The 13,910-nt window shown below is 35.0% G+C and carries 10 protein-coding genes; 2 read left to right on the top strand and 8 right to left on the bottom strand.

Going from position 1 to position 13,910, the window contains the following annotated elements; genetic code table 11:
- Position 1 precedes the first annotated feature (1 nt).
- From arsA to UFB30_RS15010, 8 genes are all read right to left on the bottom strand, one after another.
- Entirely contained in the window at positions 2 to 1,756 is a 1,755-nt protein-coding gene (gene arsA / locus UFB30_RS15045; protein ID WP_322422521.1) for an arsenical pump-driving ATPase, read from the bottom strand.
- Positions 1,757 to 1,767: 11 nt separating this feature from the next.
- Entirely contained in the window at positions 1,768 to 2,130 is a 363-nt protein-coding gene (arsD, locus tag UFB30_RS15040; protein WP_322422520.1) for an arsenite efflux transporter metallochaperone ArsD, read from the bottom strand.
- Between the two features lie 82 nt (positions 2,131 to 2,212).
- Positions 2,213 to 2,542 (bottom strand): ArsR/SmtB family transcription factor, encoded by a 330-nt coding sequence (locus UFB30_RS15035; protein WP_322422519.1) that lies wholly within the window; start codon positions 2,540 to 2,542, stop codon positions 2,213 to 2,215.
- 1,151 nt (positions 2,543 to 3,693) lie between these two features.
- On the bottom strand, positions 3,694 to 4,941 hold the full coding sequence (locus UFB30_RS15030) for an RES domain-containing protein (protein ID WP_322422518.1): 1,248 nt from the start codon (positions 4,939 to 4,941) through the stop codon (positions 3,694 to 3,696).
- Positions 4,938 to 5,555 (bottom strand): recombinase family protein, encoded by a 618-nt coding sequence (locus tag UFB30_RS15025; RefSeq protein ID WP_322422517.1) that lies wholly within the window; start codon positions 5,553 to 5,555, stop codon positions 4,938 to 4,940. The genes UFB30_RS15030 and UFB30_RS15025 overlap by 4 nt, the downstream gene beginning before the upstream one ends.
- 173 nt (positions 5,556 to 5,728) lie before the next feature.
- Entirely contained in the window at positions 5,729 to 6,124 is a 396-nt protein-coding gene (locus tag UFB30_RS15020; RefSeq protein WP_322422516.1) for a helix-turn-helix domain-containing protein, read from the bottom strand.
- 67 nt (positions 6,125 to 6,191) lie between these two features.
- Positions 6,192 to 7,340: a restriction endonuclease gene (locus UFB30_RS15015; RefSeq protein ID WP_322422515.1), complete on the bottom strand. Its 1,149-nt coding sequence runs from the start codon at positions 7,338 to 7,340 to the stop codon at positions 6,192 to 6,194.
- A gap of 532 nt (positions 7,341 to 7,872) precedes the next feature.
- Positions 7,873 to 9,096 carry a hypothetical protein gene (locus UFB30_RS15010; protein ID WP_322422514.1) on the bottom strand — a complete coding sequence of 408 codons (1,224 nt, stop codon included), beginning with the start codon at positions 9,094 to 9,096 and terminating at the stop codon, positions 7,873 to 7,875.
- Between the two features lie 1,793 nt (positions 9,097 to 10,889).
- Here UFB30_RS15010 and UFB30_RS15005 point away from each other — a divergent pair.
- Together UFB30_RS15005 and UFB30_RS15000 are read left to right on the top strand one after the other, a co-directional pair.
- Positions 10,890 to 11,849, top strand: a complete 960-nt coding sequence (locus UFB30_RS15005) for an RES family NAD+ phosphorylase (RefSeq protein WP_322422513.1) — start codon at positions 10,890 to 10,892, stop codon at positions 11,847 to 11,849.
- An 85-nt stretch (positions 11,850 to 11,934) separates the two neighbouring features.
- Positions 11,935 to 13,728 (top strand): hypothetical protein, encoded by a 1,794-nt coding sequence (locus UFB30_RS15000; RefSeq protein WP_322422512.1) that lies wholly within the window; start codon positions 11,935 to 11,937, stop codon positions 13,726 to 13,728.
- Positions 13,729 to 13,910 lie beyond the last annotated feature (182 nt).

The following is a 13,910-nucleotide window of genomic DNA, read 5'->3' as shown; positions in this document are numbered from 1 at the left end:
CTCATCCTTTCATTGCTTCCAGTAATGTTTGATAACCTGATAATTGCTTTTCCATCCAGGGAATATATACAGCTTTGTCATCGCTCAGCCTCTTTACTTCCTGAATCCACCTCAGCTCACTCTCTGCTTTTCTTCCAAGAATAGCGTCACGCGTATCCGTTACAGCCAGTGACTGATTGACCACCCAGCCCTGCGGTTTGATTCCTGCCCTGATTAAATCGTCCTGAAGACGTGACGCCTCAAAAACAGGGGTTGCCTCAGGAAGTGTGGTAATCAATACATGCGTAAAGGCAGGGTCTCTCAGCTTCGGCAGAAGTAATCGTACAGCCTCCGGAACCTCTCCCGTAGAACGCTCCATTTCACGGTGATACGCTTCTGTTGCATCCAGCAAAAGAAGCGTGTGACCGGTTGGGGCTGTGTCAATTACAACATACGCCTCACCGGCCCTTGCGACCGTGTCTGCAAACGCTCGAAATACAGCAATCTCCTCTGTACACGGGGAATTAAGATCCTCCTCAAGAAGAGACCTTTCTTCAGGTGAAATCTCACCGGCCCGCTCAAAGACAGTGCACCGGTACCGCTCAGTCTCTTTTTTCGGATCAATCCGTTCTACTGATAGTAACGGCTGATCCGACTCTCCAACCACCTGATCCACATGTGCAGCAGGGTCAGTTGTCGTCAAAATCACACGATGTCCACGGGCAGTAAGACTTGTGGCGATCATGGAAGCGACCGTGGTCTTGCCAACGCCGCCCTTGCCCATCGTCATCACAAGACCAGGACCTGTATCCTCAAGCTCCTTCACCAGTTTTTCAAGTCTGTCACCCTGAAAAGGCTCTCTATCAACAGGCTCATTTTCCACTGCGGCAGTCATCCAGCTTCTGATATCAGCAACACTTGCAAGACTCGTAGTCACATAAGGCAGGATATAACTTTGTGGCTCCTTTAATGCTTCAGGCATATTTTCCAAAGCGAGCTGCTGCCTTGTTATAAATGACTGCCGGTATGAATCCCCCTGATCATCTGACTGTAAATAGCCGTTGATCACAAGCAGCGTATGCTTCATTCCGGTTTCCTTCAGCTCATGGTACGCTCTTGCAGCCTCAGTCAGCGTTGACGCCTCCGGTCGTGCAACCAGAACCAGGGTCGTTACGGTTTCATCCTGTAACATCTCTGTGGCATATTCATATTGAGTTTTCTTTTCTGCAAGACCAGCAAGCGGTCCCAGGCAGGATGTACCACTTGTATTTTCATCCAAATACACATTCCAGGCATTCGGCAGACTCAACAGCCTGAGCGTATGACCAGTCGGTGCAGTATCAAATAAAATATGATCATACATGCTTCTCAGCTCATTCGATGAAAGCAGCCCTGTGAATTGATCAAAAGCTGCAATTTCAACGGTACATGCGCCCGAAAGCTGTTCTTCCATAGACTGAACAACTGTGTCCGGCAGCACGCCACGGTATGGGCCGACCATCTTTTCCTTATATAAAGCAGCAGCCTGTTCAGGATCGAAATTGGCTACATGCAGATTCGGCACATCGGGTATTTCTTTCGGTACTTCTGTCAGATCCGTTCCAAAAACATCCTGCAGATTACTCGCGGGATCCGTAGACACAAGCAAAATCTTTTTTCCCTGGTCAGCAAGGGTAATCGCCAGCAAGGAGGCTGTGGATGTCTTACCGACTCCCCCTTTTCCCGTCAAAAACACAAAAGGAGTCAAAGGAATCTCATCAATCAAAAAGTCCTGCATGATTCCACTCCTCACTCAATTGTTAATCTGATTTTCGGCTTTGGTGCTTCCCCTGATGCAGGAAACTGATCTTCAGAAATTCCTGTTACTTCAGCAAAAGCCTGATTTGATAAATAAGTCCCCTGCTGCACGATCACACCATCTACCAGTGTGAACGGAAGTCCCTCAGGGTTTTTCGCCAAAGCCTCCTGAACCGTTTTATTTTCTACAAATCGCTGAGGCTCACTAGTCAGGTTAAAACGTTCAATCGGATAATTTTTCTGCTTCAGGAAACTGACAACAGAAGCCACTCTCGGTAATTCCGGATCAAAGCTCGTTCCGCAAACCCCTGTTGAGCAGCACATTGCCGGATCAAAAATCTTAATCTTTTTCATTCAAAACACCCTTTCAGTTGGATATAGGTATATAACAATGTTGTTATATACAAAATACAGAAGAATCATATCTTCTGTTCAATCAGCATTTTATTTTCAAAAGGTTATGTTCGTGAACCGGTAGCTCTCCCAGTTCTTTAATCGCCTTCACAAGAATAGGATAGCACGGATCCTGTTCATTTAACCGGAAATAATTCCATTGACGGTCCTTACGTTCAAGCACAATTCCCGCCTGCTTCATCACCCGCAGATGACGGCTGATCGCCGGCTGTGAAATTTTGAACATCTCAACAAACTCACAAACACAATGCTCACTCGTATACATTCTCCGCAGCATCTCAAGCCTTGTCGGATCCCCAAGGACTTTGAAAAACGCACTCATCTTCTCCAGCCCTGGTGCAGTTAAAATCATCACGTCACCCACCTTCTAAAAAAGTTTCTCTGTACACTATATAACAAAAAGGTTATATACGCTACCCTTTCATCCTCCGTTTACACAATTAATGATGATTAAATCTTTTTTACATCAGATAGAGTTAAAGAGAAAATTATCCATAATTTGTCGAATGAAAACCTGGTTTTATCACGACGTTTCGTCAACTTTCTCACTACACTTCTGGCAAGATATAATTAATTGTTTATGAAGGAGCTGACAGACAACATGTATATTTTACACAGGGAAAACAATGGTACTCATGAAGTTTTAAGGGATTCACTCAATAAAGCGTTTAAGTTTTTTGTGGATCAGCACGAGGCCAGCAGACTTTCAAGCAAGCTGAATCAATACACTCAGCAGGAAAAACAGTGGAGAGTGAAAAAGATCAACCTATAGATGATTTGGAAAGGAAACCTGATTAATTGTCAGGTTTCCTTTTTTAATTGCCGTTTCTGAACCCCCCCCCCGGCATTCGCATGGTGGAAGGGAGGAAGTTACAGGCACGTTTTTATGTAAATGTTTTTTAGACAAATAAAAAACCACCAAATATATATTTGGTGGAGACGGTGGGAGTCGAACCCACGTCCAGAAACTTCAATACTTAAGCTTCTACGAGCGTAGTCAGCCTATTCACATTTCACCGTAACTTATGCCAACTGGGTTTGAAGCTTCTTATATATAGTTTTTTAGCTTTAGGGAGTATAACTTTTTTACGAACTCGGTTCAATTCCTTGTTTCCGATTATAACACAATGAATTGAACTATTATCTATTAGATGTAAACTCTTTCATCAAATATCTTCTTAAAGTGGCTTTAAAGACTTTCAGATTGTAAAAGAATGATATTAACACCTCTTAAAACATCATCTTGTTATATTTCGAGTCACAATTTTATGTGTAGTAAAAACACGGAAGAAGTTAGGGTTTTAAAGAACTCAGAGAGGTATTACTTTTTTGACAGTTTTCACTCTTAATTCATTTAAGATGTAAAGAAAATAAGGTTTCTTGCGATAGGCTTACGAGTTAATTGCGAAGTGACTTTTTTGACCAGCAAATCTATGCACAAAAACTCTGGGTTAGTTAGAGAATACATTACGGTAACTTTCTCACTGTTTAAAAACATTGTCTTTATATTTTTTCTTGAATTGTATAGCTGATATTACAGTTCAAAGTATTAACATTCTCTGATACTTTTAATTCATTTCCTTTATCAAAGTTAAACAGAGCATAATTATAATAATTCTCTTTTCCAACTCCCTTATACCTTATACCATTAAACCCTATTGTGGCACAGCAATCCTTTATAAAGTTAGTAAACAAGTATCCTTTCTTGAAATGTTTACTCTCGTAATTAACTGATCCAATGAATTCACCAAATTCTTCATTAAATATCTCTGATATATCTAATAATTTTAAAGGACTGTTTATATAAAAAGTTCCTACATCAATGTAATCGTTATTAATAGGGTTTAACTCATAAGGAATTCCTTTGGTAGAGTCACTACAGTACAATACAGGGAGTCCTATCAAATTATACCTTCCGTGACCTGCATTTCCTATAGGTGGACTCCAAAGTTGCTCAGAAGTCAATTTTATTTCATCTTTTTTTCTATTTCTTCCCCTGAAGATCATTGTTCCAATTTCCAGGTTGAATATATCGTCCTTGTCGAAAATCTGTTTTAATAAATTGTAAAGCTTCACACCAGTTTTATGTTGATAAGCCAACATAGGATTCTCAGTTATTTTATCTATAAAATCTTCTATTTCAGCAATTTTGAGATCAATACCATACCTTGTTGCTACATTATTCAATTCTTCGTAATTAAGTCCGTAATCATCACCAAAAAAGTCATTTATCTCTTCACTACTTATTACTTTGTCATCAAAATTAAATATCCTCATTTCATCTTTATCGTATTCCGCACCATATCCACATGAAGAACATTCAATATATCTTAAAACCTGATCCATTAATTTTGTATTTTCAATTCCATTTTCTCGAATGAAATCCCAGAATAAAGTACCAGTATATTCATTTGTCCCTTCTTCTTTATTATATGTCAAATGATAACTTTCTAAAATTTCTCCATCAGGACATTTGTTACAACTTTCAACTTTTGTACTCAAGCATTCTCCGATCTTTTCAACACTAATTTCAATAAATCGTTCGTAATCGCTTTCGGAATCTATGAAATAATCTTCAAATTCAAGATCAAATTCACATAAACTACAAGTATAAGTGCCATTTTCTTTAAAACCAATTATTCTAATAGGAAGATCATCTAACTCTTCCAATTCAATGTCTTCATTTTTAAAGAACTCCATAATTTCGTATGCTTTATTACAGGTTAAACAAAACACTTCAGTGCTTTTCATACTTTCAACTCCAGTGATATTTTATTCTTCTTTATTTCCGCATATATCGTGGAGCGTGGCACGTCTGTAAGCTTCGAAATATCATTAACACTCATTCCATTGTCTTCCCGCTCATTATACAAGACCATAGCACGTTCTATATTCTTCTTGGGTTTGCTCGGTCTCCCCATATGTTTACCCTTTAACTTTGCCCTCTCTCGCCCTTCTGTAGTTCTTTCCTTAATTATGTCCCTTTCAAATTGACCTATTGCTCCAAGCATAGTAAACATTAACTCGCCGGATGGAGTTGAGAAATCAATATTCTCTTTTAAGAATTGAAGTCCAACCTTCCTATCTTTTAATTCACCGGCAATTCTTTGAAGATCAAAGGTTGACCTAGCTAAGCGATCAATTTTTGTTACAATTAGCTTATCCTTATAGATAATCTTCCCGTTGTTATCCAGTTCCCCATCTTCTAAAAATTCTAAAGCAGCTTGTAATTCCTTTCTATCTGATTTAGCTCCAGATTCTTTTTCTTTAAATATCCGTTTGCAACCAAATGCTTTAAGTTGTTCAACTTGTGACTCCAGTGATTGCCCAACGGAAGAAACTCTTGCATAGCCAATCAAAGCCATATATAACACTCCTGTCTGAAAGTCTCTTATGTTTTGTACATATTATTTTAGACTATCTTTTAGACAATAACAAGTTGATTTTTTTAGGTTATTTCAACATTTGAATTATATGTTCAAAACTTATAACTTTTAGAAAAATAAAAAGTACCCTTTACCACGTATCTGTTCTAAAATTACGATTTAATAAGTATCCTTGCAATTTCAATATTTTCAATAACGCTTTCATATTGATCTAAGTCTTTTTCTCTGCTTAAGTCTTGCACCACATTATCCAGCAACTGCAGCAAAATTTTCTTTTTGTTAGCACTAATAGAATCAAAATAATTCATATTATATCTAGGATCAAATTCTTCTATTGGCACATTTAAAACCTGTGCTATTTTTTCACTGCTTTCAGCTGTAGGTAAAGACGTTCCCTTTACGTAGCCATTTATCGTTGTTCTCGGTATTTCTGTTTGCATCGCTAAGTCTGTTTGGCTCACTGCAGATGACTTCATTAAATTCTTAAGGTTAGTGCTAAGAATCTTTTTTAATTCAATTTGTAAAGGTGTGTCTTTTCCTCTGCCCAATTCGACTTCCTCCTAAATAGCATATAACTGCGCTTATCAATAAATAAGCTACCAATCACCTTATATCTCATTCATCTTTAAAATAATCATAATCGAGTGTTTTCACCACGAAGGTATGGTTTACATCAACTCCAACATTATGAGCTATCATTAATTTTGATAGTTCTATGCCATCAATTAAGATAATTTTCTTTTGGTTTGCTTTTTCAACATATGTTTTTGCACCAGAAGTAAACGAAGAAGTTGTTATAAATACACCTTTCTTTGCGCCTTTTCCATCTAACGCCCCAGAAAAACTTTGAACAAGTTCTCGACCAACAGAATTATTAACTCCGTATCTTTTAGCTTGTACATATATACTGTCTAATCCTAATTTATCTTCTTTTATTAATCCGTCCAGACCTTCATCATTTGATCTCTGTGTAACTTGACCGTCTCCATAACCCATTACTGTTAATAGCTCTACAACTATATCTTCAAATTTCATCCAATGAATACTTCTTAATTGTTTCAGTAAATTATCCGCCAACTCGTTGTTTAATTCTTCCAGATTTTCTTTCACTGTAGTTAATGGATCTACAACTTTTTCTAATTCTTCAATCTCTTCTTTAATGCCACTCTTACTCTCGTTTAGTAAATCTAACCCATCGTTTGTTATTATATATGTTAATTTATTTATTTCATCAATATAACTTTCTCTTTTTAAGCTATATCTTACGCTTCGTACCCTTGAAAGAAACATACTGTCAGAACCATTTTCATATTTCATAAGACGCTGCTCTTCAGTTAATTTAAAGTACTCAATTAGCTTTTCTGTAATTTCACTGGCTGTATATGCTTCGCCGTCTTTAATTATTTTTAAATATGGAACCATCATTTCCCCAGCAGTAGGAATAGTTTCTTTAATAGTTTCATCGTAATCTTTATGTACCTTTTCAACTTTATACTTACCAATTATTCGTTGTTCTTCTTGTTTATTATTAGGTATTCCTTCTTTATTTATTATTTGCTTAATTTCTTTTATTGTTAATGAAGCTTCCTGCATTTTTTTCAGAAACTTCATTATTCTTAGTGATTCCGCTGTATAAAAGGTTTTATTACTTTCTTCAATAGTAGGAATATATTCTTTAAATTCTTTGACCCAACGTCTCCCGTTTGATTCAGACCTTCCAACTAATTCAGACATTTTTGTTTGGGTGATTAATTCATTGTTCATAATTTCAACCCCACTCCTATTGTATTAAGTAGTAAATACTCTTTATAATTCCATATAAACACTAGATATACTAATAATAACAAACAAAAATTTCATTAAAACAATAATTTTATCGAGCGGGGGATTGTTTACATTTTCATATATAACCCTATATCTAGTTACATAGGAAGCACTACCATTTCTACACCCCCAATATTTACAAAAGTTAATCTGATAATAAGGTTATATTCAGAATGTGCTTGAAGTCCATTCTCAGCAAGTAAGATTGTTAAGTCATCCTGTGCTGTGGCATATCAACTTTAATTTCTAAGAGTAAGCGTTTAAATTTGCCATGTAGTTCTCCTTTCTAATTGCATAATAAAACCGCCCTTAAAATAAAGGCGGTCAATTGTTATAAACCCTAAATTCATATACTTGATAATTCTTTACACTATCTTTGGGAGTTTCTTGAACCTTTTCTTCAAGTTTTACCGCATGAACTTTTTCATTAGTCGGCAAATCGGCTTAGTACTAACAGTTGTTATATAGTTCATCAAGTAATCATTTTCTTTAATAGTTCGTGTAATATCTCTTGTCTTTTAAATGTTTCAGATTCTCCCTCTTCAAAAGCTTCTTCATCCCAACCCTGAAATACACAAGATTGTGATCTACTAGCCATGGCAATCAAATATGCTGGATGCTGATTTAAACCTCCCTCAATACCAAACATTTCAAAACATTCCAGCCCTTTATTCTTTTGAAATGTGTACAGGTCTGTATGTGGACCGTAAACCTTAAGGGATAATTCATTTATTTCAAAAAGTATTTCTCGATTTAAAACTAATTTATCAGGAAGATTATTTATAGCAAGGATTTTGTTTATATCCAGTCCATGTTCATTATTGAGGTCTATAATATCTAAACCTGATTCTACAATGTTCTCAAGCAGGGCAAGGAAAATAAAAGTTGGATTAAGGTTAGTTGTATTATTTAATAAGCGGTTTACTTGACCTTTAAATATAGTGCCCTGTGTCCTTTTTATTTGTCCATAATACTTAAATGGTAAATTTAAGCTAATGCTACAAAGTGCCTTACTTAAGTTAAATGCACTTGGTATATCTCCTAAATTAATAAAAGAAGAAACTAGGTGCGCTGCTACTGAATATACAAATAACCCTGGGTTATAAAGATAATGTTCGTATTCTTCTTGCATAAGATGAGCTTCTACTGTCCTTGCACTTCCTTCTAACTTACGAACTAATTCGAATTGATAGATTATCTCTGCCCACATTGCATTTGTTTCCCAAAGTGATTCCATTGTAAAAGGAACCCTTACATAGGGTGTATCGTTATATTTAAAAGTAACAGTTAAAAGTTCTTCACCACTTGGCTTATTGAATATATCTAAATCTCCAGTAGTTTCAAAATTGTATGACCAATTCTGAAAACTTGGACTATGAGAACCATTGCTTAGCTCATTTGCAAACTTGGCATGATTCCAGTTTTTTAAGGTATTTAAAAAGTTAATAATATTATGTGCTTGAGGTTTCGCTTTATTATTAATAATTGCATCATTAATAATTTCATATTCATTTAATGCACTATAAATTTTAACTAGCATTTCCTGTCCAGAAAGAGTTACCAGATGATCAAAATAATGCGATGCCTCATGAACAATTAGTTTAGCACTTTTAACAGTGGAAATTTCAAAATTTAAAGCATCTATTTGCTCCATAAGAGCTTTTAAATGATGTTGGGTCAAATCTCTAAAATCCATAGTTTGACTCATTATTCTATATGAAGCTTCAATTGATAAGTTTGCAAATGAAATAATATTAGATATATTAATTACCCCCTAACTAAACATACTTTCTTAATTGTCCTCTCTAAAATGAAAAATGATGTATTAAAATTTATCATCGATTAAATTCAAGCCCCTTGATATTTCCACTGAACTTCCAAAAACTATTGTGGTTTATTAGAGATACTATGTAAAAATCTTAACCACGAAGAAAAGGAATTATGGACTGCAAAGATAACCATTAAAGCAATTCTAGCTTAAACGATATAAACTTGTACCTTTGTGAGAATATATACTGCAATTTCATTTTATATATCCTACCTTTTTATGTAATAGCTTCGTAATCCTGTCCATATTAATCCTTCTACATCTCTACATAGATAATTATAAGGATTATTGAACTAAACTGCACCATTAGCCAAGCGAAAACAATCACAAATTTGGATAATGTTTCAACTTCTTATAAATTCATTTTACACTCCTATACTTAATTATGTAAGTCGTTTTCCAACGAAATAGTTACTTTAGATAAAATCCAAAGTGCCAAAGCATGGTAACTTCCTTAAGAATATCGCATCTTTTTATAAACATGGTGATCTTATTTAATATCCAGATCAAGAATAAAATATATAGAATTTTCGCAAATTTGTATATACAACATTTTTAGGAGTTAAAAAATAGGGAACCGTCAGATGAATCGCGGTGTGCCCGGCTATCTATCATATCGAATATTACACTTATAAATATAATAACTGTTATGTTTCATTTACATAGAAGAAATACTTTCACTAGTAGCCTAAGAAAGTATTTTAATGATACAGAGACGAATTGCACAAGACGATTAGAACGAGACGGACAAACTCATAAGAACAGCATAGATTTAATCCTACGTTGTCTCCCGCCCTTTGAGGTAACCAAGTAATGATATCTAAACCCCTCCATTTAGATTATAATGAATGGCTCTCTACTACTTCTCACTTTATCGATTTCATACTTGCTTTGTAGCTTCTAAATATAATATTGAATTTCCTTAATTAATAGACCTGCTTCTTTTTCGATAAAAATAAAATTTTATTAAGCGGAGGCTAGTTTACATTTTCATATTTTTATTTATACCTGTTTATAGAGGAAGTACTACCATTTCTACACCTTGAGCAATAATACAGTGTTAATCTATAATTATTCTAAGAGTAAGGATAATATTTAATATAGACTTGCAGTCCGTTATCAGTGAGCAATACTGACAAATCATCGCATGACATATTTTAACTGTAATTTCTAACAGTAGTTGTTGTAAGCTTGTCATTTCAGTTCCTTCTTAAAAAGGCGGTTAGTCACAATTGTTATAGTAGTTTGGATCAGGACTATTGATAAATTGTAACTGCAACATTAATTACATATTCAGTAGAATCAGTTTCGATTTCATCACCACTATTTATTTTTTACTTATCACCATATAAAGTAGCAGCAACTTCTATTTCCTTATTCTCATTTATTGACTCTAAGATCAGCGCCACAGACTTGTCCTTTGTGAAGCAGCGGAAGAACACGATTGGTCCTCATACCTTCAGAGACATCCCTTAAAGATCATTTCACGAATAGAGGGAAATGACAATTATGTGATAATTCGATCACTTGGGCACGAGAAGTTGGAAACGACGATGATCTATCTACCTGGAGAAGATTTTTGAACGTGAGCAGCATGCCATCCATCAATGGAAGAGTGATATATTAGGAGAGTATATATAATAGAAGAAAAGAGGGATTTTGTGTCCGATAAACCTAAAGTTATACCTGAATTTATCAAACGCCAGGCTGAACAGGATAATCAAATAAAAACGATAGTACAAAATTTGAATTTTCCGGCAATAACTGTTCAACCTTATATGGACCAACCAAATAGAGCGTACCTAAAAGTAATTGCTGATAATGTTCAAGGCATGACACGTTTCCTGCCTGATACAAGCATAACGACAAAAAATGTTGCGCCTGCAATAGATAATATTGTAAGTTCATTAAGAACTGTGCCAGATTTTTCTCATGTTTTTGAAAAGTTTAATTCATCGATCGACTGGCAACCTGGTTATCAAGAACAAGGTGACCAATTATACAAAGCGTGGAGTGACCCTACTGGAGAAGTAATTATAGATGAAGATGAAGTTGAAATTGCAGGTAATATTTCTGAAAAAATAGAGAATATGACTATTGATAGAATGGCTGAATTTTATACATATCTGAATCGCTATCCAATGTTGGGTATGTTTCATGAAGTCGGCAAAGAGATTTTCGAATGGCTAAGTACTGAAAATTCTACAACAATAAAGGGTTTGACAGTGTATAGAGCAAGACCAAAAGAAACGGATAATGAACCACCATTTCTCTTTGAAGAATTATTTATAGCCCCCTATGGTGTGCCTGGTAACGGAAGATTTAATTTTATGGGCCATAATCATTTATATTTAAGTGAATCTTTGGAGGTTGCAATAAAAGAAGTACGCAATTCAAATAAACCTGATTACGGGTTCGGTTCATTACAATTGAAGTTAATCAAGGAAGTGAATTTATTAGATTTAACAAGTATCCTAGAGGCACCAATTTATCAATACACCCAACATCCTGTAACATCAAATCAAAAGAAAGAATACTTGTTGCTAACTTTATTGCTTTTTGCGCAAAATACCATGGATTTGATGGGATTAAATATAAGAGTACAAAAGATTCTAAAGTAAACAACTATGTCCTTTTTAATCCAACACTTGAATGGTTCAAATTATTGAATCGATCTGAACATAAATTTTCATAGGGGGTATTATATTGGATCCACAAACAGAAGATATTGCAGTTGATGCGATTACAAAAGCCTGCAGAAAGCCCAAGTCCCGGGTAAAAGCAAACGTCCTTTCAGGTGATAAAACTGTTTCCTTTGATGGGGAAATTGAACTGTACAGCAGCCCGGCCCAAACAGTAAAAGATTTAATCTCAAAAGTACCTGTTCAGGTTAAAGGTATTACTGTTGATACCTTCTCTGGCAGCACTCGTACATATCCCATCCGGATGGACGACATCAAAAATTATTATGCTGCCCAGGGTGTTGTCTATTTTGTAGTTGAGATGCTTGTTAATGAAGAAGCGGATGATTATGATACACGGATTTATTATCGTCAATTTTTCTCTCAAGAATTAAAACAACTTATAGACAATTATGGTTCACAACAAAGTCGTTCAGTTACCTTTTTTACACTGGAAGGGTCTACTATTGAAAGAGTATGTAGAACATTTGTCGACGAAAGAGAAAAGCAACCCACAGTCACTGTTAAAAATGAAGCTTTAAAAAGAGATTTTACGTTTGAATACTATGAGGCGGTAACCACCACACTGTTACCACACTCAAAGCAGCCTGAAGAAGTATTTGAACATAATTTCACGATTTATGGGGTAACGAAAGAAAAATTTCCTGTCCCCATCATTACTTCTCAACCGGCAAGCTTTAAGTATGGCTCAAAAAGGTTACTTAAGATCAACGATCATGAATATCATTTTTATATTGAAGAAGAGCGGCTGGCCAACGGAGCTATTAATATTTCTATCGAAGATGTTTTATTTATCGAAGTCTATAAAGGAAATAAATATCACGTAGAAATTAAAAACTTCCATTCAATTAAACTAAATTTGATGCTCTTATCGTTAGTAAAGGATCTTTTAAATGGGCATGAGCTAATGCTCACAAGTGTTTTAATTAAAATTGATAATGTAACAGATAAAGATGAAGCACTTGAGCAGATAACAAAAGAGGAGCAAATCCTAACAGCTGCTCAATCCATTTTTGCTGAAAAAGGAATTTCAGATGAAATTAAATTTCACGATGATTATCATGCTATTCTAAGTGAACTTGCAGTAATCGTTAAGAATATTACTGAGGGCTCCTGTGTCGGCTTTGAAACCAATAAAAATAATGGCTATGTACTGCATACGCTTGCAAATAAAGGTTACTTATTTTTTGTTTTAAATGGGCAGAGTGAAAAAGAGACATACTTAATTGACCCCTTTTCTGAAGAATTCTCTGACATTAAGATCCTTGTATCAAATGAGAAACGTACTGAAAGAGTAGAAATGTGTAACTATTACTTGCTTGATGCAAAAGCGCTCACAAAATCAATTAACATTGATCTAGATCAAATATATAGCGCGATAGATTCAGGAGAAGCCAATGACCGAATTGAATTAGCAAACGATTTTTGCCTTCAGTGTATTAAAGCTTATGATATAAGTAAAAACAAAGATCACTTAGCCTTGGCTGAGTACATTTACAAGAAATACGATGAAGTTAAAGAGCCTTCCATGAAACAGGTTGTGGGATTGAATTTGATTCAAATTGAATGGCGAATAAACCAATATGAATTAAGTGATTCTTTAATTGACCAGTTAATTCAAATGAAGATCCAAGCTGCTACAGACCAACATATTCTTTTATACTGTATAAACGTTTTATTGGATAACAAAATAGAGGCTGGATACCATTTTAGCAAATTAACATTGGATGATCAGAAAAATTTGAAAAACTTGCCAATTTGGAGAGCTAAAGAGATTCTTGAATCTAGATTAAATTAATTTAATATTCAACAGGTGTTATTTCATGGTAAAATCAAACAATAGGATAAGATGATTTTGTTTTCAATGAAATTGGATTGGAGGGGATATTATGAAAATTAGTACTATATTTTCTTTTCTAAACATCATATTCGCAATATTAGCAATAACATTTGGCGGAATTTGGTTGCATTTATTTTGGT

The organism is Jeotgalibacillus haloalkalitolerans, from assembly GCF_034427455.1.
Classification (GTDB): domain Bacteria; phylum Bacillota; class Bacilli; order Bacillales; family Jeotgalibacillaceae; genus Jeotgalibacillus; species Jeotgalibacillus haloalkalitolerans.
Note: the sequence above shows the minus strand (reverse complement) of the source record. Positions and strands in the feature narration are given on the sequence as shown.

Bases quoted from the DNA above. Each gene is read 5' to 3' on its own strand.
- arsA (WP_322422521.1), bottom strand. From the start codon at position 1,756: ATGCAGGACTTTTTGATTGATGAGATTCCTTTGACTCCTTTTGTGTTT.
- arsD (WP_322422520.1), bottom strand. From the start codon at position 2,130: ATGAAAAAGATTAAGATTTTTGATCCGGCAATGTGCTGCTCAACAGGG.
- UFB30_RS15035 (WP_322422519.1), bottom strand. From the start codon at position 2,542: ATGATTTTAACTGCACCAGGGCTGGAGAAGATGAGTGCGTTTTTCAAA.
- UFB30_RS15030 (WP_322422518.1), bottom strand. From the start codon at position 4,941: ATGAAAAGCACTGAAGTGTTTTGTTTAACCTGTAATAAAGCATACGAA.
- UFB30_RS15025 (WP_322422517.1), bottom strand. From the start codon at position 5,555: ATGGCTTTGATTGGCTATGCAAGAGTTTCTTCCGTTGGGCAATCACTG.
- UFB30_RS15015 (WP_322422515.1), bottom strand. From the start codon at position 7,340: ATGAACAATGAATTAATCACCCAAACAAAAATGTCTGAATTAGTTGGA.
- UFB30_RS15010 (WP_322422514.1), bottom strand. From the start codon at position 9,096: ATGGATTTTAGAGATTTGACCCAACATCATTTAAAAGCTCTTATGGAG.